This is a genomic window from Alpinimonas psychrophila, from assembly GCF_014137865.1.
GTDB classification, from domain to species: Bacteria; Actinomycetota; Actinomycetes; order Actinomycetales; family Microbacteriaceae; genus Alpinimonas; species Alpinimonas psychrophila.
The window spans coordinates 919,767-940,577 of the sequence record NZ_JACGWU010000001.1; the positions used below are offsets into that span (position 1 = coordinate 919,767).

Consider the following 20,811-nt stretch of genomic DNA (forward strand, 5'->3'; position numbering starts at 1 on the left):
CCCAGGTCTCAGGACGCAGAACTAGGGATTAAAGACTAAAGGCGAGGGTCCGGGTGGGCGTTGACATCAGCGTCGGGAATGAGGTGCACACGCAACGAGTCGACGCGTTCGGAAATGACTGGCTCCGCCGCCCACACGTCTGCTAGTGAATTGACGATGAGGAGCAGGTCATCCTGCTCGAGATGAGGGGCGAGCACAAGCTCGACCGTAAGCTCGTCGTTGTTACCGCGGGCATCCGGATCACCAGAATGCAACGTCAGGCCACGGATAGCTTGCTGGGCTGCGATGGACCGTGTAAAGGCTTCGATCACGAGCGGATCAACGTGGCTGGGAACCCACGAGAGAGACTGCGCGATGGCATCGACGGTTGGTCGCCGGATGACGAATTCGGACGCACTTCCGGGATCCAGAACAACCCATTGGGCACCGTCACCAGCCGCGGCAAGGGCGACGCGTGTTCCGTCGGCGGGCACGGGACGGGCATCCGTGCGCCATGCGGTCATCGCACTCACACTGGTAAAGACGGGAAGAACGGTGCGCTCCCCCGGGCCTGCCACCGTGACGATGCCGAGCTCCTGCGTTTTATCGACCATGAGACCCTCGGCATTGACTCCCACGTCGCCGGCCTCGGCCACCAACGGGATCAGAAAGCGAGCCGTGCGAATAGCGTCGACAACGGCGATATGGGTTGCTGTGCGCTCCGGCGACTGTGGATCACTGGCTCGAAAGCTTGCGAGGGCAGCCATCAGCGCGGGCGGTGCGGAGCCGTCATCACCAGCACTGGGATTCGGTTCGAACGAGCGCCCCGCCCATGACTGACCGGCAGAATCGGAGTGGTTGCTCAATGGAAGAATCTTCTACTTCGAGGCGACGGCCAGCGCCTGCTCGAGCGTGAACTTACCCGCGTAGAGGGCCTTGCCCACAATCGCGCCTTCAACTCCCACGGGCACCAGAGCGCGCAAAGCGATGAGGTCGTCGAGATTGGAGATACCACCGGATGCCACGACGGGCTTTCCCGTGCGCTTTGTGATGGCGGCCAGAAGGTCGAGGTTGGGCCCGTTCAACATACCGTCGCGCGTGACGTCGGTGACCACGTAACGTGCACAGCCGGCATCTTCCAGGCGAGCCAAGACATCCCAGATGTTGCCACCCTCTTTCGTCCAGCCGCGAGCCGCCAGAGTCTCGCCACGCACGTCAAGGCCCACGGCAATTTGATCACCAAATCGAGCGATTGCGGTGGCCGCCCATTCAGGATCTTCCAACGCGGCGGTTCCGAGGTTGACGCGCGTCGCTCCACTTTCGAGGGCATTGATAAGGCTCTCATCATCACGAATGCCACCCGATAGCTCAATTTTGACCCCCGGAACCTCGGTGATCACTCGGCGCAGGAGGCTGCGGTTTTCTCCGCGCCCAAAAGCAGCATCGAGGTCAACGAGGTGAATCCACTCCGCCCCTTGACGTGCCCAATCCGCGGCCGCATCCACGGGGTCCCCGTAGTTCGTCTCCGTGCCGAGCTCGCCCTGGGTGAGCCGGACGGCCTTGCCTTCGGCCACATCAACGGCGGGCAGAAGTTCGAGGGCGGGAAACTGCTTCGAAACGGAGGTCGTCATGATAGAAATCCTTGAATTGAGGTAACTGCGGGGGTACGCAAAGTGGTCTAAAGAGTTGCGAGCCAGTTTTTCAAGAAGCGGATGCCCGCCTCCCCTGACTTTTCGGGGTGAAACTGTGTGGCACAGAGTGGACCATTCTCCACCGCGGCAACGAAACGTTCGCCGTGTTCGGCCCACGTCACTTTCGGCGCCGGGAATGGTGGCATTACGTCAAGGGTCCAGTCGGTGGCCGCGAAGGAGTGAACGAAGTAGAACCGCTCGTCGTGGAGGCCGTCAAAGAGCACCGAGTCTTTGGGGGCATCAATATTGTTCCATCCCATGTGCGGCAGAATGGGCGCGTTTAGTTTGCGCACGGTTCCCGGCCACTCCCCGAGCCCCTGGGTATCCACTCCCCCTTCGACACCGTTCTCAAACATGACCTGCATGCCCACGCAAATACCGAGAACCGGCCGCGAACCTGCCAGGCGACGGTCAATGATTTCACCGCCGTCCACGGCGTTGAGCGCCTCCATAACGGCAGCAAAAGCACCAACACCGGGCACAAGAAGCCCATCGGCTTGCGCACACTTTTGCTTATCGCGCGTCAGCTCGACAGTTGCCCCGGCAAGTTCAACGGCTTTGATGGCCGAATGAATATTGCCAGTGCCATAATCAAAAACGACGACGGTCTTTCGACTCACAAAGCACCCTTGGTACTGGGAATTCCGCTCACGAGAGGATCCAGGGCCTTGGCCTGGCGGAAAGCGCGTGCGAACGCCTTGAACTCGGCTTCGGCGATGTGGTGAGGGTCGCGACCAGCGAGAACCCGGATGTGCGTCGTCAGTCCTGCGTTGAAGGTGATGGCTTCGAAGACGTGGCGAACCATCGATCCCGTGAAGTGGCCACCGATGAGGTGGAATTCAAAACCTGCAGGCTCACCGGTGTGAACGAGAAATGGACGCCCTGAAATATCTACTACCGCCTGGACGAGCGCCTCGTCTAGGGGCACGAGCGCGTCACCGAACCGAGAGATACCGGCTTTATCGCCGAGAGCTTCCCGAATCGCGAGCCCCAAGGAGATTCCGATGTCCTCCACAGTGTGATGCACATCAATGTGCGTGTCCCCCGTGGCCTTGACCGACAGATCGGTGAGGGAGTGCTTGGCAAACGCCGTCAACATGTGGTCGAAGAAGGGAACCGACGTCGAAATATCGGAAACGCCCGTGCCATCGAGGTTGAGCGTCAATTCGATGCTCGATTCACTCGTGGCCCGTCGAATTGTGGCGGTGCGCTGACGTGTACTCATGAGGACAACTTTAGCGCGACGGCCGCAAATGCAACGCCTCGCGCTCCGTGGGGTAACGCGCCCACCGAGTCGGTACTAGCGCTGCGCAGCATCGAGAGCAGCGATGGCAGTGAGAAACTCGGTCGTCTCTGCCTGGGTACCGGCCGTAACCCGCAAGTGGTGGGGCATCCAAATATCGCGAATGATGATGCCTTGCGACAGGAGCTTCTCGAACACTGCATGTGGATCAGCCACGTTTCCGAACAAGACGAAGTTGGCAGAACTCTCGTACGGCGTGAACCCCAATACGGCCAACTCGTGAACGAGGCGGTCACGTTGCGTCTTGATGTCATCGACCATGGCCAGCATTGCGGGCGTGTGTGCCAAGGCACCGATCGCCGCAGCCTGGGTCAATGCGGAGAGGTGATAGGGCAACCGAACGAGACGAAGCGCATCAACAACAGCAGGATCGGCCGCGAGATAACCGACGCGCGCGCCAGCGAAAGCGAAGGCCTTGCTCATCGTGCGCGAGACAATGAGGCGCGGTCGCCCCTGCAGAAGGCTCAGGGCCGTTCCGTGGGACGTCGGCGCGAATTCAACGTATGCCTCATCCACGAAGACGATGCCCTTCGTTGCGTCATAGGCCGCTGTGATTGTCTCGAGGGAAACCGGTGTGCCGGTGGGGTTATTCGGGGCGCAGAAAAATGTGACGTCTGGCGTGTGGGCGCGAATTGCTGCCACCGCGGTTTCGGGTGAAATGTAGAAGCCTTCATCGCGTTCGGCCGTTAGCCACTGTGTGCCGGTGGCCGCCGCAATGATCGGATGCATCGAATATGTCGGCGGAAAAGCCAACACAGACCTTCCGGGACCCCCGAAAGCCTGAAGGACATGCTGGATGACCTCGTTCGACCCGTTGGCGGCCCAAATATTCTCGATCTCGAGCCCGTGACCGAGGTACTGAGCCAGACTGGCCCGAAGTTCTGTGAACTCGCGGTCAGGGTAACGGTTGATGGTCGTCAGAGCTTGCGCAATGCGCGACATAATTTCTGCAATGACCTGCTGCGGCACCGGATGCGTATTCTCGTTGACGTTGAGTTCAACACGAACATGGGCTTGGGGTGCTCCATAAGGCGTTAGTCCTCGGAGGTCATCACGAATGGGCAAATCACTAAGGCTGGTCACCCTTCAAGTTTATGACGACCGACGACAGTGCATTACTTGCTGTAGGCCTGAGGAATTGCGAGTCGTTGTCCTGGCTGAATGTCGCCGTTGATCTGGTTGAGCGAGACAATCTCGGCGATAACGTCACGAGGATCAGCAGCGGGTGCAAGAGCAGATGCCAGTTGCCAGAGCGATTGACCCGCTTCAACGGTCACGTACGCAAACGAGTTGGGCGCCGTCTCTGCGGTGGCAATGGCACCACCGCCGTTGAGGGCGAAAACAAAAGCTGCAATGACGATGGGTAGCGCAACGAGGGCGGCCATGACTCGACGCCCCCGGCGCGTCAGGCGCAGACTCGTTCTCGGCGCGGTACCTGCAACCGGTGCGGCAAGTGCCGCCGGTGCGGCTGGGAGGAAGTTGACGAAGATCACGTTGTCACTCTGACCAGCACCACTGACATTGGAACCGAGAGCGCTACCGGGCTTCACCTGGCCACTGCTGCACGGCTCGTCAATGTACCCATCTCCGTCAGACCCGAAGCCCGAGGGTCGGTGCGTCATTGCCGTGAAAGCTAAAGCTGCACTCATGTCAATCTCCTTAGATGAAATCTCGCACCGGATACTCGGCCGGGAGCACCCGGTGCGAAGATATGTTCCGAATATATATTCGAATAAACTATCTGTCAAGACATATATTCGAACGAATCGAGCATTATTTAGAAGAACACTCGAATAAATGTTTGTATTTACGCAAATATTCGAATACTGTTTCGGTATTCGGGGATATCCCACCAGGGACCACTGACACCGGAACCTAACGGTGGCCGTCTCACCGGCTCAAGGAAAAGAGAGAGCATGTCTGAGGATTCCATCGCCGCCGATCGGGTAGCCACCCGCCGTCGCAAGGACCTAAGCCCGAAACAGCGCACCATCCTTGAAATGATTGCGCGATTCATCGACGTCAACGGCTATGCCCCGACCATGCAAGAGATCGGCGATGCCGTTGGACTCAAGTCCCTCTCGAGCGTGACGCACCAGTTGGGCCAACTGGAACTCGCTGGCTTCATGCGTCGCGATCCCAAGCGATCTCGCACCATTGAATTGCTAATCGACATTCCCGTCGGTGATCCGTCTGTCGAGCCAACGGAATCTGAACAGACTCATTACGACAACGTCATCCCCATTGGAGATGCCGCTCTCGTGCCACTTGTCGGCCGAATCGCCGCGGGTATTCCCATTACGGCCGATCAACAGGTTGAAGAAGTATTTCCCCTCCCCCGACAGCTGGTCGGGCAGGGCGATCTCTTCATGCTCAAGGTTGTTGGCGATTCCATGATTGACGCCGCCATCTGCGACGGTGACTGGGTTGTCATTCGAACCCAGAAGACGGCCGAGAATGGTGAGATCGTTGCCGCCATGCTCGATGACGAAGCAACCGTCAAGGTCTTCCGCCAGCGCGATGGTCACACGTGGCTTTTGCCGCGTAACAGCAATTTTGAGCCGATTCTCGGTGACTACGCTCAGATTTTGGGCAAGGTTGTTGCCGTACTTCGGTCACTCTAGCTCGGAGACGCGTAATTAGCGGTAGAAGACACCACCTTCATGTGACGCCCTCTTCGTCCATTCTTTTTTTCGTTAGTCGCGCGTGAGCTTGCGGTACGTGCTGCGGTGGGGGTTCGCTGCATCAGCGCCGAGACGCTCCACTTTGTTCTCTTCGTAGGCGTCGAAGTTGCCTTCGAACCAGTACCAGTTACCGGGGTTTTCTTCGGTGCCCTCGTAGGACAAGATGTGTGTGGCGATGCGGTCGAGGAACCACCTATCGTGAGTGATGACCACAGCGCAGCCGGGGAACTCGAGCAACGCGTTTTCGAGACTTGACAGTGTTTCAACGTCGAGGTCGTTGGTGGGCTCATCGAGCAGGAGGAGGTTTCCACCTTCCTTGAGGGTCAGCGCCAAGTTGAGGCGGTTGCGCTCACCACCGGAGAGAATTCCGGCACGCTTTTGCTGGTCGGGGCCTTTGAATCCAAAGGTCGAAACGTAGGCGCGGCTGGGCACTTCAACGTTGCCGACCTGGATGAAGTCAAAGCCACCGGAGACGACCTCCCACAGGTTCTTGTTTGGGTCAATACCGCCACGGCTCTGGTCGACGTAAGAGACCTTTACCGTTTCACCGATCTTGACTTCGCCGCCATCGGCTGGCTCGAGGCCCACGATGGTCTTGAAGAGTGTGGTCTTACCCACACCGTTGGGACCGATGATGCCGACGATGCCATTGCGAGGCAGCGAGAAGGAGAGGCCGTCGATCAGAACCCGATCGCCGAAGCCTTTCTTGAGGTTCTTGACCTCGAGAACAGTGGAGCCCAGACGGGGTCCTGGTGGAATCTGAATCTCTTCGAAGTCCAGTTTTCTGGTGCGGTCTGCTTCAGCGGCCATTTCTTCGTAGCGGCCCAAGCGCGCCTTGGACTTAGCCTGACGGCCCTTGGAGTTGCTGCGAACCCACTCGAGCTCTTCTTGCAAACGCTTAGAGAGCTTGGCGTCCTTCTTACCTTGGACTTCAAGACGAGCGGCCTTCTTCTCTAGGTAGGTAGAGTAGTTGCCCTCGTAGGGATAGAGCTTGCCGCGGTCGACTTCAGCGATCCATTCGGCGACGTGATCCAAGAAGTACCGATCGTGGGTGACGGCCAGAACGGCCCCGGGATACTTGGCCAGGTGCTGCTCGAGCCACAGGACGCTCTCGGCATCGAGGTGGTTAGTGGGCTCATCGAGTAGGAGGAGGTCTGGCTTCTGAAGCAGGAGCTTGCAGAGCGCGACGCGACGCTTCTCACCTCCGGAGAGGACGGAGATTTCGGAGTCGGAGGGTGGGCAACGAAGCGCATCCATCGCTTGCTCGAGCTGAGAATCCAGGTCCCATGCATCCGCGGCATCAATCTGTTCCTGGAGGATACCCATTTCGCCCAAGAGGGTGTCATAGTCCGCATCGGGCTCTGCGAGCTCGACAGAAATCTCATTGAAGCGGTCAATCTTGGCCTTGATCGGGCCAACACCTTCCTGCACGTTCTCGAGAACCGTTTTGGTCTCATCGAGAACCGGTTCCTGCATGAGGATGCCAACGGAATAACCCGCACTCAGCTTGGCTTCGCCGTTGCTAGGGGTATCCATGCCCGCCATAATTTTGAGGATGGTGGACTTACCGGCACCGTTAGGCCCGACCACACCGATCTTCGCACCGGGGAAGAACGACATGGTGACATCGTCAAGAATGACTTTGTCACCAACCGCCTTGCGGGCACGGACCATGGAATAAATGAACTCAGCCATGAGGCAATTCTACCGGCGGGGATTAGAGACGCTGAACCTGCGAGCCGATGAGGCAACCGCCCTGGGCTAAGACCGGGAGGACAATGCCGTGCACACCCGTGATGACGGGACCATATTGCGCGATGATGCACTCGCCCGCATAAAGTACGGCAATCGTGGAACTGTCCGAGGCCAATCCCACAGCCGTTCGCGAGAATGTGAACTGGATTGCCTCGCGATCGAAGCCGTTCTGCAATTCGAGAACAGCAACATCATAGGACGAGACCGCAGGATCAACGGCAATAGCCTGCGCGACGATGGATTCAAAATATGGCAAATTTTGCGTTGCTGTTCCTCCCGCGAGAAAGACAGGAGGGGGGGCCGTGTTTGCCGTGGGGAAGGGGCGTGGCTCCCCCGTGTGACCGGCCGAAGGTGTCTCACTCGAAGCGGGCGGCTGAGCGCCGGACTGGCATCCGCTGAGCAACAACGTCAGCCCCAAAAAAACTGCGGTGGTCGAAAGAAGTCGCAACGTTTTTTCCTTGAATCAAAAATGAATGAGGGTCGTGAAAATAAGTGTAGGCGGGCATCGACTTCCAGTTTGCAAGCTGGGAGTAAATACCCGCCACGTGGTTTTAGCGTGAGCCGGAACTAATGTCCCTAAGCCGCCACGACAGTTGTGTCTGCTCGATCGTTGTCAGCATCGGCACTAATTTCGTTATCGGTGTCCTCGAGGGAAACAGGGGTCACGTCCTCCCAGCTGCTGGTGGCCGGGACAGAAACATGGCGGGTGTAAACACTCGTGCCCCACGAGAGGTCGTGACCGAGGGCATCCGCCTCAATTTCTACGTTGGTTCCCGAACGATCCGTGCTCTCCCAATCACGAACACGCAATCGGCCGCTAACCACGACCCTGTCACCTTTGGCAACCGAGCCAGCCGCATTGGTGGCGAGGGCTCGAAAAGTAGAAACAGTGAACCAGTTCGTGTCGCCATCGACCCATTTGGCGAGTGCCCGGTCATAGCGACGTTGACTCGACGCAAGGCGAAAACTCGTAATGGCGAGGCCCTCGCTGGTCGTTACGTGACGCGGAGACGTTGCGACAACGCCGGTGAGAAAAATCGTGTCGGTCATGATGACCCCTTTCAGTTGTAGAACACGTCTACGAACTGTGGCGCGCCAGGGTCCAAAAAATGTCGCCCTTGGTAGCTGTTGGGGACAACTCTTGGCAGGAGCGCCGGGGGTGGAGGGGAACTAATCCTTGATGTATGGGGCGAAGCTCTTGCGAATTTTGTTCACCTTGGGTAACGCTACGGCAAGGCAGTAACCCTGCCCCGGGTTGCGGGCAAAGAAATCCTGATGGTATTCCTCGGCCTCATAAAATGCCCCGAGCGGTTCAATTGTCGTCACCACTGGGGCATCCCACCAGGTAGCCGCCAACGCGATGGCCTTTTCGAAAAGCTCACGCTGCGCGTCATCAGCGGGGAACATCGCCGAGCGGTACTGCGTTCCCACGTCGTTTCCCTGACGGTTCAGCTGGGTGGGGTCGTGCAGGGAGAAGAACACGTCCAGGATGACCTGATCCGGGATCACGGCAGGATCAAACGTCACAGCAACCGCCTCTACGTGGCCCGTCAAACCCGTGCACACCTCTTCATAGCTGGGGTTTGCGCCCTCGCCTCCGATGTACCCAGAGACCACGGCAGAAACGCCATTCAAAGTGCGATAAACGGCATCAAGACACCAGAAACAACCGCCGGCTAATACGAAAGTGTGCATGCCCCTAGATTAGACACAACATGGGTTACATCATTGGTTTTTTTGCGGCCATCCTTTTCGGCTCCAACGGAAGTGTCGTTAAGGTCGTCGTGAATTCCGGCGTGTCTGCGGCCCAAATCACGTTCTTTCGAGTTGTCGTGGCACTGCTCATCTCATTCGTAATTTTGCTGCTCACCGAACGTACCGCCTTTCGAATTAGTCGCAAACGGATGCTCGGCATGGCCATCCTTGGAATCGCTGGCGTTGCCATGCTGCAGTGGTTTTATGCCCTGGCCATCGCGCGCATCCCTGTTGGTATCGCGCTGCTCTTCGAGTACCTCGCTGTGCTCGCTGTCGCTGTCATCGCCCGGTTCGTTTTCAAGGAAGCCGTGCGTGGCCGCATCTGGATCGCCATTGGACTGGTCCTCGTAGGCCTCGCGGTGGTTGCCCAAATCTGGACCAGCAACGTCGAAGGCCTCGGGATGGTCTTCGCGCTCGGCGCTGCCACTGCCTACACCGTCTATTTCTTGATGGGGGAACGAGCGCTGACGGGGATGTCCGTCATGTCGATGACATTTTGGGCGATGCTGTTTGCGTCACTCTTCTGGGGAATTTTTAGCGGATGGTGGCAGATGGATTTTTCCCTCTTCACACAGAACATCTCGATGACCGGCTCACTGTCCGCCGTCATGCTTCCCCTGTGGGTGCCGCTCTTGTGGGCCGTGACCATCGGTTCGTTCGTCGCCTTTTATCTTTCCTTTTCCGCGCTGAAACATCTGAAGGCAACATCCGCGGGAATTGTGGCATCGTCAGAAGTCATCTTCGCCTTCATCGTAGCTTGGCTGTGGCTGGGCGAGGCCCTCTCGTCTACGCAAATTGTCGGGGCCCTCGTCGTGGTGGCTGGCATTATTTTGGCGCAGACAGCACGGCCCGGCAAAGTCATCGACCTCGACCTCGCATCCCGACAACAATAGGCGTGGCTTCGCGTCACATGATCAAACACCGGGTATTGTCGCCACATGCAGTGGTTGAATGACATCCAAGATTGGTTCCTCGCGAGCGAGAACCGCAACACCGTCCTCACGGGAATCATCCTTTTCATCTCGATGATTCTTGCCCTCGTAATTGGGGCGCTCATCGGTAATTCCGTGAGCAAGCGTCACATTCGCTCCAGCGACGATTTGGCCAAGGCTGCCGTCATCGCTGCCTTGATTGATGCGGCCACCGAGGCATCCGTCTGGAACGGTCTCAGCCCTCAAGAGCAGATTATGAGCGACCGTGCTGTGGGCCAGATTGACGTTCGCGTGCGCCTCATGCCCGTCAAGGGCGCTGCAGCTGCTGCCGATTGGGCGGCACACCAACTTTCCGAAATGAAGCGAACTTCCGCGACATTTGGGTATCAGCTGGATCCTGTTGTGGCCGAGTTTCGCGACCGCCTTCTTCTCTGGGTCAACAGCCCTGGCCGTGCCAACAAGATTTTTGCCCGCGACCTTGAGCGGTGGGCATACCAGTCCGTCCAGCCAGAGGCGGCCGCGGCTGCCAGCCAGGATGCGTGGGTTGCCGAGCAATATACGCAGGAGCACCAGCAAGACGGGCTCTCGAATCTTTTAGGCAATGCTCCGGTTCCCGTCGCTTCGACCGCCTCCGCACCCGTCGTACAGTCTGAGACAGAGCAACTTCTCGATGACGTGGATGGCCTTTCAGCCTTGCGCCCACCGGCGAACGACGAGGACGATCAGAACCTTCCCCGCGTCTTCTAAGCGGATTTGCTCGTGCCCCGAACACAGGCAAGCCCCCGCAAGGCCGAACATCGTTGGCCGGCATTCGCCGCCATCGCTGTCATGCTCCTCCTCGACATTTACTCACCGCCAACGTTCATCCCGAAGATTGCCCTGATCGTCACGGTTGGCGTGCTCCTCATCCCGCTGATCGTTTTGAACCCCCATCGCCTGACCCGGGAGACCCGATGGTCGCGGTGGCTCTCCATCGGCCTTGCCTTGGTTCTGGCGATTGCCAACCAGGTGGATGTGGTGTGGATTATCCACGGTCTTATTTCGGGCGGAACCGGAGGAATCACCGTATTGTGGGGCGCCCTCCAAGTGTGGGTCGCCAGTGTCGTGACCTTTGCTCTCATTTACTGGGAGCTGGACCGCGGCGGCCCGGTCGCTCGAGGAACCCTGACACGAGTGCAACTTCAATTGGCGGACTTCAAATTTCCACAGGATGAAGATGAGTCTTCCGTCGCAGAAGTGACCAAACGTTCTTCCACGCGGAGCGATTGGCGTCCCGGCTTCGTCGATTATCTCTACATGTCATCCACAAACATGATGGCTTTTAGCCCAACCGATGTGATGCCGCTCAGTTCCCGCGCCAAACTCTTCATGATGTTGCAAAGCATGACGGGCTTCGTGCTCTTGGCTCTCGTCATTGCGCGGTCCGTTAATATTTTGGCGTGAGATTCCTGAACATGGATGCCGCGCGTTGAGTGTTCTCGATATCATCAAAGCACGCCATTTTTACCGCAAAGGAGCACCCATGAGCACCTACATCGTTACGAATCCAGCAACCGGCGAAACCGGCCCGCAGTTCACCTCTGCAACGAGCGCCCAACTCAATGAGGCGATGAAAACGGCCGATGCGGCGCACTCGGGATGGTCACGTTCGACCACGGTTGCCGAGCGTTCGGTCATGATTGAACGCGTCGCAGAGTTGCACCGTGAACGTCGTGAGGTTCTCGCCGAAATTATCGTGCGCGAAATGGGAAAACCACTGGAGCAGGCCCTCGGTGAGGTTGACTTCAGTGCCGACATCTACTCGTTCTACGCCACACATGGCGAGAAGTTCCTCGCCGACGAAAATCTCGAACTGATGGATGCCGAAGGAACCGCCTTCGTTAGACGCTCCTCCTTGGGAGTCCTCCTTGGCATCATGCCGTGGAACTTCCCTTACTACCAAGTCGCCCGCTTCGCGGGCCCCAATCTCGTTCTCGGCAACACCATCCTCCTCAAGCACGCCTCACAGTGCCCCGAATCTGCCGCCGCGATTGAGCAAATCTTCCTGGACGCCGGATTCCCGGTCGGTGCCTACCAAAACGTCTACGCTGACAGCGACCAGATCGCCACCATGATTGCCGATCCCCGCGTTGTGGGCGTCTCTCTCACCGGTTCCGAGCGCGCCGGGGCCGCCGTGGCCGAGGTCGCTGGCCGCAACCTCAAAAAGGTCGTTCTGGAGCTCGGCGGTTCCGACCCCTTCATTCTGCTGAGCACCGACGACCTCGATGCAACCGTGGACGCTGCCGTTTCCGGCCGCATCGACAACAACGGTCAGGCGTGCAACGCTGCCAAGCGTTTTGTGGTCATTGCCGATCTCTACGACTCATTTGTGGAGAAGTTCAGCGCCAAGGTCGCCGCTTTAACCCCCAGCGATCCCATGGATTCAGACACCGTTCTCGGCCCGCTGTCCTCGCTCGGAGCCTCCAACACGTTGCAGGAGCAACTCGATCGTGCCGTGGCCCAAGGCGCCGTCGCCACCGTTTCGGGCACTCGCACGGGAACGTACTTCCCGGCCGCTGTGCTCACCGGCGTCACACCCGCCAATGACGCTCACACCGAGGAGTTCTTTGGCCCCGTCGCCATCGTCTACAGCGTCAAGGATGAGGCGGAGGCAATTGCGATTGCCAATGACACTCCATTCGGGCTCGGTTCCTACCTCTTCTCCACAGACCGCGCGCAAGTCTTGCGTGTCGCCGACCAGATCGAGGCCGGAATGGTGTTCGTCAACGGTGTTGGCCTCGACAGCCCCGAGCTCCCCTTCGGCGGCATCAAGCGTTCCGGCTTCGGTCGCGAGTTGGGTCGTTTCGGGATCGAAGAATTCGTGAACCGTAAGCTCGTCCGCATCCTGAAATAGTGGATGATCTCAGCGCGGCCAGCGCTGGTAGCTTCGCAATGTCGTTGCAAGAATTCGAGCTCCTCGTTTCTGAGGAGCTCGATTCTTTGCCCGCACATGTCATGGATCAGCTCGACAATGTCATTTTCGTCGTTGAAGAACGATCGAACAACTCAGCTGGCCCTCTATTAGGCCTCTATCAAGGGACAGCGATAACAGACCGCTTTGACTACGGTCTAGGTGAGTTACCCGACCAAATCGTTCTCTACTGGGCCGAGCATGTTGATTCCTGCAACACGGTGGAGGAATTGCGCCAGCAGGTCCACATCACCTTGGTTCATGAAATAGCGCACTATTTTGGAATCGATGATGAGCATCTTCATGAGCTCGGCTGGGGATAGCCTTTTGGGGTTTTGCAACAAACGGAAATGCAAATTGACCATCCCGAGAGGGCGCTGGATGATGGAGAGACAATGCCCCTCACAAACCAAACCCCCACATCCACTCCAACCACGACTGTGACAACCCACGAAGCCTGGCACTCTGACCGCCTTCGAACCCTCGTGTCTCCCCAGGGTAATCTCGCCCTCATCCAAACCCGCTGGCTTTCGCCCGGCACTGAGGTGAGTGACAAGGAAGCCTTGGCCGATCAGCCGGCCGCCGTGACGCTCACCCGGTTGCAACGCGCAAACCTCGATACCGGCGAACCCGAATCTGGTTACCGTCTCTGGGATGCCGCCAGTTCCGCCATTCTGAACTTCGATTCCGTCTCCGTTTTTGACTACAACCCAGACTGGGTGATCGAAGCCACATTCGCGCAGGCAGAAGCAAACCGAACCATCCCGTTTGAGCACATCCGCGACAATGGCGGTTCCCGTGAGTTGGCGGTGCCCGGTGACATCACGTTCACCCGCGATGGACACGAGTATCGTCTGAGCGCCTTCGACGATGGTGGTGTGCTGTTGCTCGTGTTCGGTGATCCCACCAATGGGCGGCCCGCGGAAGATGCTGGCACTTATGGTTCTGGGCGATTCCTTTTTGTGGCCCGCCCTTCGGCTGCCGATCGCTTTGACGCCGAGGGGCCCGTCGTTCTGGACTTCAACCGCGCATTTGTGCCTCCCTGCGGCTTCTCGAGCGAGTACAACTGTCCGCTACCCCCTCCACAGAACCGCTTCCCCATCGATGTCACCGCTGGCGAGCGCCTCGTCATATTTTCGGATGGGTACCAACTGCACTAAAGGTACCTTTCGCCACGCCCGCACCAGCATGCCCCGGACCACTGCACAATCACAAGGAGAACCGTGAAATCCCCCCGAACTGCCCTTGCCGCCCTTGCCGTTGGCATCGTCGCTGTCCTTGCACTGTCATCGTGCGCCTCCGGCCCTGCCACCGGGACCAACAGTGCCGACGCCACCATAAATGTCGGCTCGGTGTACGAGCCCCAGAACCTCGACAACACAGGCGGCGGCGGCCAAGGCGTCACCGAGGCGCTCAACGGCAACGTCTACGAGGGGCTTTTCAGGCTCTCCGACTCAGGTGACGTCACTCCATTGCTTGCACGTGAATACTCAGTTTCCCCTGATGGACTCACCTACACCGTCACGTTGCAAAACAACGTGACGTTCCACTCCGGAGCGACACTGACCTCGGCTGATGTGAAGTCCAGCATCGAACGGGTCACCGCTGCGGATTCTCAATCTTCGCGCAAGAGCAGCCTGGCTGTGATTGCGGGAATTGAAACCCCGGATGCGAACACGGTCGTTGTCACTCTCGCGACGAAGTCAATCTCCTTCGTTTACAACCTCAGCTACGTCTGGATTGTGAACGCTCTCGCAACGGATCTTAAGACAACGGAGGACGGCACCGGCCCCTACGAACTAGGCACGTGGAAGCGTGGCAGTTCCTTGAGCTTGACGCGTTTCGACTCCTATTGGGGCACCGCCGCAAAGAACAAGGATGTGGTCTTCAACTACTACACGGATGCGACGGCACTCAATAACGCCCTCCTGACCAATGCCATTGACGTCATCACGAGCTCGCAGAGCCCGGATGCCCTGGCCCAGTTCGCTGACAACCCCGACTTCGTCATCAACGATGGCAACTCGACCACAAAACTGCTCCTCGCTTTTAACGACAAGCAGGCACCGTTCGACAACGTGGCCGTTCGCCAGGCCGTCACCGAGGCTATCGACAACAAGAAGCTGCTCAATTCGATCTGGGGCGACTACGGCACGCTCACCGGGTCGATGGTCCCGCCGACGGACCCATGGTACGAAGACCTCACCTCAGTGCACCCCTACGACCAGGTTACGGCGAAGCAAAAACTTGCCGATGCTGGATTCCCAGACGGCTTCACTTTCACGCTCGATACCCCAAACTATGATCCTCACCCTGCTGCGGCCGAGTTCATTAAGAGTGAACTCGCGCAGGTTGGAATCACCGTCAACATCAACGTGATTACTCCCGACGAGTGGTACACAAAGGTTTACAAGAACCATGACTTCGCGGCGACACTGCAGGAGCACGTAAACGACCGCGATGTTGTCTTCTACGGCAACCCCGACTTCTACTGGGGTTACGACAACGCAAAGGTCTCCGCTCTCATCAAAGAGGCCGAGCAGTCGGACACAACCGATCAGCAGACGGCCAAGTTGACAGCAGCAAACGACATCATCGTGGCCGATGCCGCGAGCGATTGGCTGTACTTGTACCCGCAGATCGTGGTGGCCTCCACCTCGATTAGTGGGTACCCGCTCAACGGCCTGAACTCGCAGTTCTACGTTTACGACATCGTCAAGAGCTAAAGCTCCTCACTCGTTACCGCCCCGGAACACGCCGCACATCACTGCCTGTTCCGGGGCGGTAGCCTTGGATACTCATGGCCGTTTACCTCCTCCGCAGACTGGTCTTCCTGCTGGTCTCACTCCTTCTGGCTAGCGCAGTGCTTTTTGCCCTTCTGCGACTGCTCCCGGGCGATCCTGCAAACGCGCTTCTTTCCGTGGGGGCGACAGCCGAACAGATTGAGGCGGCCCGCCAGTCCATCGGCTCCGACCTCCCCCTTGGCCAGCAGTTTGTGGCGTGGCTCGGTCACATCTTCACGTTGGACTTGGGAACGTCTTTCATCAGCGGTGTCCCGGTGGGGCCTGACATCGCATCTCGTCTTGTCGTCACGATTCCCCTCACCCTCATCTCGTTCGTGCTCGCTGTTCTGATTGCCGTTCCCGTGGGCTATGTCGCGGCGCGCCGTTCTCATCGCTGGTACGGAATGACACTTTCCGGGGTCTCCCAGTTCGGACTGGCCGTACCAATCTTCTGGATCGGGATCCTTCTCATCTCCTTTTTTGCGCTCACCCTGAGGGCCTTGCCAGCCGGCGGATTCCCGCGGCAAGATTGGGCTGACCCATTGGACGCCATTCGATCGCTCACCCTGCCCGTTATAACAATCACCATCGTCATGACGGCATCCATCACGCGTTACGTGCGATCTGCCACCCTCGATGTTCTCGGAAGCGATTATCTGCGGACCGCTCGCTCGCTCGGGGCAAGTTTTCGACAGGCCATGTGGCACCATGGTCTTCGCAACGCTTCGGTGCCTGTCGTCGCAATCCTCGGTATCGAGTTGGCCACCACATTTCTTGGAGCAGTGGTGGTAGAGAGCGTCTTTGCGCTTCCCGGCCTCGGCAACATGCTTCTGACGGGAATCGCCCAGCACGATTACCCTGTCATTCAAGGGGTGCTCTTAGTGAGCACCTTCCTCGTTCTCATCGTCGGATTCATAGCGGATGTTGTACAGCGCCTGATCGACCCACGCCTGCGAGGCAACATGACTGGCCAGCGCGCGGCGGTTGTCCGTTGACCCGCCGTCGAGACCGCTCCGCGGCGCTGATCGCGGGCCTGATCTGCGTGGGGCTGATCATCGCCATCGCCCTCGTGTCACTGCTCTACCAGCCCTACGACCCCAGCGACACTAGCGGTGGTCGCCTCGTGGCACCATCACTGGCGCACTGGGCTGGAACCGACCAACTCGGCCGTGATCTGCTCACGCGGTTGATGATGGGTGCGCAGATTGCCCTTGTCGCCGGCGGCGGTTCGGTCGTTATTGGTGGGGTTCTCGGCATCGTATTGGGCCTCGGCGCCGCGTTCGCCACGCGCTGGCTGGATGACACCCTGTCGGCCGTTCTCGACATCCTGATCGCGTTTCCGACACTTCTCCTGGCCATGCTCGTCATTGCAGCCCAGGGGGCGTCGCTCGGTTCAGCAGTTCTGGCCATCGGGCTGGCAATGAGCGCCATCGTTGCACGCCTCGTTCGCATCCTCGCTAAGCGTGTGCTCGCGCAGGACTACATCACAGCGGCCCGTACCTCGGGATCGAGTTGGCCCAGCATTATTGGGCACCACATTTTGCCCAACATTTGGCCGACGGTTCTCGTGAGCCTCGCCATCCAATTTGGGGCTGCCGTGCTCGCCGAGGCGAGCCTGTCGTACCTCGGCCTTGGCGCCCCGCCCCCTAATCCATCCTGGGGGTCGCTCCTTCAACAAGCTCAGGCCACGGTCTACACCGCACCGCTCGGAGCGATCGCGCCCGGCATTCTGTTGGTGCTCTTGGTTGTGGGAATGAACCTGCTCGCTGACGGTCTTCGCGATGTCGGGGACCCAACCCAGAGGAGACGGGCATGAGCGAGAACCCCGGTCTGATCGTGCGTGACCTTGAGATCTTCAGTGCCGACGGCCAAACCCTCGTGGGCCCGGTGTCATTTGACTTCAATCCCGGGCAGCGACTCGGCCTCATTGGCGAGTCTGGAAGCGGAAAATCGCTCGCAGCACTTGCAATCATTGGGCTGCTACCCGATGGCCTTTCTTCCCGAGGGAGCATCGAGCTCGGTGGCCGTCAACTCGTCGGAGCCCCCGAGCGCATTATGAACACCGTGCGCGGCACAGATGTTGCCGTTGTATTCCAGGAACCCCTCACGGCCCTCGATCCGTTGATGAGAATTGGTAAGCAACTAGCTGAGCCTCTGCGGAGGCGCGCTGCGGCCGATGGGGAACGGTTGACGCGTCAGCAGTTGAGACTTCTCGTTCGGGAGCGTCTCGCCGATGTTCGCCTCCCCGATCCAGACGCTATCGCCCTGGCGTTCCCTCACCAGATTTCCGGCGGCCAGCGACAGCGGGCGGCGCTCGCCATAGCGCTTTCCGGCAGGCCAAGCCTGCTCATTGCCGACGAGCCAACCACCGCCCTCGACGTGACGGTGCAATCTGAGATCCTCGACTTACTCGATCGCCTCGTTGACGAGCGCGGCATGTCACTTCTATTTATCAGCCACGACCTGGCCGTTGTTGCTCGCATCGCACCACGCGTGGTTGTTCTCCAAAAAGGTTTAGTCGTCGAAGAGGGGATGCTGGCCGACGTTCTAGCCAATCCTCGCCATGCCTACACACACGAGCTCGTCGACAGTGCTCGTTCACTGGATAATGCGCTTGATGACGCACTGAATGGGAGGGACGCATGACTCCGGTGCTCGAGGCTCGCAATATTCACTTCGGATATCGACGCAACCAGGAGGTCCTCACCGATGTCTCTTTTGCGGTGGAAGAAGGGTCGAACGTCGGCCTAGTCGGGGAATCCGGGGCGGGCAAAACAACGCTGCTGCGCATCCTACTCGGGTTAGCAATCCCGTCCGCTGGCCAGGTGTTCTCCGATGGCATGCCCTTTGACGCACGCGACCGAAAGCAGCTACGCGCGTATCGACGGATGACGCAAACAGTTTTTCAGGATCCCTATTCCTCCTTAGACCCACGGCAAACTATTGGTCAAATCCTCGCTGAGCCCCTGCGATCCCTAGGAATCACGACCAACGCGACAGAAATTCGCCAGCACATGGCGGAGTCTTTGCGTGCGGTCGGCCTTCCCACTGACATCACGAAGCGCTATCCGGCAGAATTCTCCGGCGGTCAACGACAAAGAATCGCGATTGCCCGAGCGATCGCTCCCAACCCTCGTGTTCTCCTTGCCGACGAACCCGTGAGCGCCCTCGATGTCTCCACGCGCATCAAAGTCATCGACCTCCTCGCCGAACTTGGCCGCGGAGTCGATGGCCGCACAGGGATGTCGGTCGTACTGGTTACACACGATCTCGGTGTAGTCGCCGCCCTCTGCGACCGTGTCGTCATTCTGGAGAACGGCCGCGTCGTCGAGCAGGGCGACACCCGCTCCGTAATGGGACTCCCCCAAAACGGGTACACCAAGCGCCTCCTCGCAAGCGTCCCCCGTTTGCCTGTAGTCCCCTAACGCAAGGCCTCGTCTGTCGTAAGATTGGGGTCATGCCCTCGTAGCTCAGAGGATAGAGCAGGAGCTTTCTAATCTCTTGGTCGCAGGTTCGAGTCCTGCCGAGGGCACCATCATTCTTCGAGAATCAAGCACCCCTTTCTCGGGGCCTGCTCTGCTTTCCCGTCCGCCGACCAGCCGGCCTCAGCACCAAAGCTGATGCCCCAGGTGCCTATTAGTTGCGCAATGACAACAATGTCCGGGTGATGCTTGACAGATGACTCCCCCGCCTTTACTGTACAAGAGACATGAATCACCTCTCATGTTGACCTCTTTATCCTTCTACGGCAGCAGGAAAGGTTTCATCATGCACGTTCACAGCAAGTTCGTTCTACCAGCGGTAATCGCAGTTCTCGGCCTCACCTTGGCAGGATGCGCGCCCACGAGCAGCGACGCATCCGGCCCATCGACGAATGGCGCGGGATTGCCTGCCGTTGATGTTTCCATCATCACGTCCCAGACGGGCCCCTTGGCCGCCTATGGCGCAACGTACCTCGCCGGCTGGGATGCTGGACTTGATTACGCAACGCAGGGCACGGGCACAGTTGATGGTCGCGCCGTCAACGTAACGATTGCCGACGACGCCGGCGATGTCGACAAGGCTGTGACGGCAGCCAAGACCGTCATTGGTCAGGGCAAGAAGATAATCGTCGGAACAGCGTCGTCGGGAATCGCCCTTGCCCTAGCCGAACAGGCTGAGCAAAACAAGATTCTGTACATCTCCGGGCCCGCTGCAGCGGATGGCGTAACCGGCATCAACGCGCACACATTCCGGTCTGGACGTCAGAGTTACCAAGATGTCGCAACCGCCGGAACTTTCATCGGTGACCCCAAGGGCAAATCCATTTTGGTCTTTGCCCAAAACACGGCTTTCGGCCAAGGTAACGTTGCTGCGGCGACGGCGGTCCTGGGCGCTAAGGGCGCAACTGTCACCAGCCTCCTCGTACCAGAGGACGCGACGGAGTTCACCCCGTTCGCTCAGCAAATCATCAACGCGACTCCAGATATGGTGTTCGTTGCTTGGGCCGGTGCGACGTCGGCAGCAATGTGGGAATCACTGTCTCAGCAGGGGGTCTTCGACAAGGTTCCTGTCGTGACAGGGTTGGGAAACGTTGCCACTTACGGTGCTTACGGGGCAGCAAGTAGCAAGATTAGTTTCCTTAATCACTACTTCGCCGGGGCTACGGACAACGCGGTCAACACGGCAATGATCGCCTCGCTCACCAAGTCTGGCGCTGTAGCCGATCTCTTCTCTCCTGATGGCTTCAACGCTGCCGTCATGGTGGTCCAGGCCATTCGTGCCGGTGGCGGTGACGACGTAGCCAAAATGATCACAAGCCTGGAAGGCTGGACTTTCGACGGACCAAAGGGATCCATGACGATTCGCGCAGAAGATCACGCGATGATTCAGCCGATGTTCCAAGTCAAGCTTGTCGCTGATGGGGCCAACTGGAAACCCGAACTCGTCGACGTTGTCGACGCCCAGGTCGTGACTCCTCCCATCGTGCAGAAGTAAGG

The 20,811-nt window shown here is 58.7% G+C and carries 23 protein-coding genes and 1 tRNA gene; 14 read left to right on the plus strand and 10 right to left on the minus strand.

Translation table 11 applies throughout. From position 1 onward, the window contains the following. Window positions 1–35: 35 nt before the first annotated feature. The 6 genes from FB555_RS04305 to FB555_RS10930 all read right to left on the minus strand — a co-directional run bounded on the left by FB555_RS04305 (window position 36) and on the right by FB555_RS10930 (window position 4,622). Complete coding sequence (locus tag FB555_RS04305) at window positions 36–845, minus strand: SseB family protein (RefSeq protein ID WP_246323512.1); 810 nt, start codon at window positions 843–845, stop codon at window positions 36–38. 12 nt (window positions 846–857) lie between these two features. Continuing rightward, window positions 858–1,610: a bifunctional 1-(5-phosphoribosyl)-5-((5-phosphoribosylamino)methylideneamino)imidazole-4-carboxamide isomerase/phosphoribosylanthranilate isomerase PriA gene (gene priA / locus FB555_RS04310; RefSeq protein ID WP_182484159.1), complete on the minus strand. Its 753-nt coding sequence runs from the start codon at window positions 1,608–1,610 to the stop codon at window positions 858–860. Between the two features lie 47 nt (window positions 1,611–1,657). After that, entirely contained in the window at window positions 1,658–2,290 is a 633-nt protein-coding gene (gene hisH / locus FB555_RS04315; protein WP_182484160.1) for an imidazole glycerol phosphate synthase subunit HisH, read from the minus strand. After that, window positions 2,287–2,895, minus strand: a complete 609-nt coding sequence (gene hisB / locus FB555_RS04320) for an imidazoleglycerol-phosphate dehydratase HisB (RefSeq protein ID WP_182484161.1) — start codon at window positions 2,893–2,895, stop codon at window positions 2,287–2,289. The genes hisH and hisB overlap by 4 nt, the downstream gene beginning before the upstream one ends. A 75-nt stretch (window positions 2,896–2,970) precedes the next feature. Beyond that, on the minus strand, window positions 2,971–4,056 hold the full coding sequence (locus FB555_RS04325) for a histidinol-phosphate transaminase (RefSeq protein ID WP_182484162.1): 1,086 nt from the start codon (window positions 4,054–4,056) through the stop codon (window positions 2,971–2,973). Window positions 4,057–4,088: 32 nt separating this feature from the next. Further along, complete coding sequence (locus FB555_RS10930) at window positions 4,089–4,622, minus strand: LysM peptidoglycan-binding domain-containing protein (protein WP_246323513.1); 534 nt, start codon at window positions 4,620–4,622, stop codon at window positions 4,089–4,091. 267 nt (window positions 4,623–4,889) lie between these two features. On the opposite strand from FB555_RS10930, the gene lexA reads away from it, so the two are divergent. Beyond that, a complete protein-coding gene (gene lexA / locus FB555_RS04335; protein WP_182484163.1) occupies window positions 4,890–5,597 on the plus strand; it encodes a transcriptional repressor LexA in 708 nt (235 codons plus the stop codon). Window positions 5,598–5,669: 72 nt separating this feature from the next. Here lexA and ettA read toward each other — a convergent pair whose 3' ends face one another. The 4 genes from ettA to msrA all read right to left on the minus strand — a co-directional run bounded on the left by ettA (window position 5,670) and on the right by msrA (window position 9,107). Then, the gene (ettA, locus tag FB555_RS04340; protein ID WP_182484164.1) at window positions 5,670–7,352 is read right to left on the minus strand and encodes an energy-dependent translational throttle protein EttA; all 1,683 of its coding nucleotides are present in this window, start codon (window positions 7,350–7,352) and stop codon (window positions 5,670–5,672) included. A 22-nt stretch (window positions 7,353–7,374) separates the two neighbouring features. Next, the gene (locus FB555_RS04345) at window positions 7,375–7,860 is read right to left on the minus strand and encodes a DUF6993 domain-containing protein (RefSeq protein WP_182484165.1); all 486 of its coding nucleotides are present in this window, start codon (window positions 7,858–7,860) and stop codon (window positions 7,375–7,377) included. Between the two features lie 128 nt (window positions 7,861–7,988). After that, window positions 7,989–8,462 carry a single-stranded DNA-binding protein gene (gene ssb, locus FB555_RS04350; RefSeq protein WP_182484166.1) on the minus strand — a complete coding sequence of 158 codons (474 nt, stop codon included), beginning with the start codon at window positions 8,460–8,462 and terminating at the stop codon, window positions 7,989–7,991. 120 nt (window positions 8,463–8,582) lie between these two features. Then, window positions 8,583–9,107 carry a peptide-methionine (S)-S-oxide reductase MsrA gene (gene msrA / locus FB555_RS04355; protein ID WP_182484167.1) on the minus strand — a complete coding sequence of 175 codons (525 nt, stop codon included), beginning with the start codon at window positions 9,105–9,107 and terminating at the stop codon, window positions 8,583–8,585. A 20-nt stretch (window positions 9,108–9,127) separates the two neighbouring features. On the opposite strand from msrA, the gene FB555_RS04360 reads away from it, so the two are divergent. The 13 genes from FB555_RS04360 to FB555_RS04420 all read left to right on the plus strand — a co-directional run bounded on the left by FB555_RS04360 (window position 9,128) and on the right by FB555_RS04420 (window position 20,809). Then, window positions 9,128–10,060 (plus strand): EamA family transporter, encoded by a 933-nt coding sequence (locus FB555_RS04360; protein ID WP_182484168.1) that lies wholly within the window; start codon window positions 9,128–9,130, stop codon window positions 10,058–10,060. Window positions 10,061–10,105: 45 nt separating this feature from the next. Further along, the gene (locus FB555_RS04365; RefSeq protein ID WP_182484169.1) at window positions 10,106–10,846 is read left to right on the plus strand and encodes a hypothetical protein; all 741 of its coding nucleotides are present in this window, start codon (window positions 10,106–10,108) and stop codon (window positions 10,844–10,846) included. A gap of 12 nt (window positions 10,847–10,858) precedes the next feature. Further along, complete coding sequence (locus tag FB555_RS04370) at window positions 10,859–11,542, plus strand: DUF1345 domain-containing protein (RefSeq protein ID WP_246323514.1); 684 nt, start codon at window positions 10,859–10,861, stop codon at window positions 11,540–11,542. Window positions 11,543–11,621: 79 nt separating this feature from the next. After that, window positions 11,622–12,992, plus strand: a complete 1,371-nt coding sequence (locus tag FB555_RS04375) for an NAD-dependent succinate-semialdehyde dehydrogenase (protein ID WP_182484170.1) — start codon at window positions 11,622–11,624, stop codon at window positions 12,990–12,992. A 38-nt stretch (window positions 12,993–13,030) separates the two neighbouring features. Then, on the plus strand, window positions 13,031–13,372 hold the full coding sequence (locus FB555_RS04380; protein ID WP_182484301.1) for a metallopeptidase family protein: 342 nt from the start codon (window positions 13,031–13,033) through the stop codon (window positions 13,370–13,372). A 72-nt stretch (window positions 13,373–13,444) separates the two neighbouring features. Continuing rightward, window positions 13,445–14,209, plus strand: coding sequence for a DUF1684 domain-containing protein (locus FB555_RS04385; RefSeq protein WP_182484171.1), 765 nt, complete (start codon window positions 13,445–13,447; stop codon window positions 14,207–14,209). Window positions 14,210–14,272: 63 nt separating this feature from the next. Beyond that, on the plus strand, window positions 14,273–15,775 hold the full coding sequence (locus FB555_RS04390) for an ABC transporter substrate-binding protein (RefSeq protein WP_182484172.1): 1,503 nt from the start codon (window positions 14,273–14,275) through the stop codon (window positions 15,773–15,775). A 74-nt stretch (window positions 15,776–15,849) separates the two neighbouring features. After that, entirely contained in the window at window positions 15,850–16,827 is a 978-nt protein-coding gene (locus tag FB555_RS04395) for an ABC transporter permease (protein WP_182484173.1), read from the plus strand. Beyond that, complete coding sequence (locus FB555_RS04400; RefSeq protein WP_182484174.1) at window positions 16,824–17,648, plus strand: ABC transporter permease; 825 nt, start codon at window positions 16,824–16,826, stop codon at window positions 17,646–17,648. The genes FB555_RS04395 and FB555_RS04400 overlap by 4 nt, the downstream gene beginning before the upstream one ends. Then, window positions 17,645–18,478, plus strand: coding sequence for an ATP-binding cassette domain-containing protein (locus tag FB555_RS04405; RefSeq protein WP_182484175.1), 834 nt, complete (start codon window positions 17,645–17,647; stop codon window positions 18,476–18,478). Before FB555_RS04400 ends, FB555_RS04405 begins: the two co-directional genes overlap by 4 nt. After that, window positions 18,475–19,257 (plus strand): ABC transporter ATP-binding protein, encoded by a 783-nt coding sequence (locus FB555_RS04410; protein WP_182484176.1) that lies wholly within the window; start codon window positions 18,475–18,477, stop codon window positions 19,255–19,257. The genes FB555_RS04405 and FB555_RS04410 overlap by 4 nt, the downstream gene beginning before the upstream one ends. A gap of 34 nt (window positions 19,258–19,291) precedes the next feature. Continuing rightward, window positions 19,292–19,367, plus strand: a tRNA-Arg gene (locus FB555_RS04415). 233 nt (window positions 19,368–19,600) lie between these two features. Beyond that, a complete protein-coding gene (locus FB555_RS04420) occupies window positions 19,601–20,809 on the plus strand; it encodes a substrate-binding domain-containing protein (RefSeq protein WP_182484177.1) in 1,209 nt (402 codons plus the stop codon). Window positions 20,810–20,811: the final 2 nt, after the last annotated feature.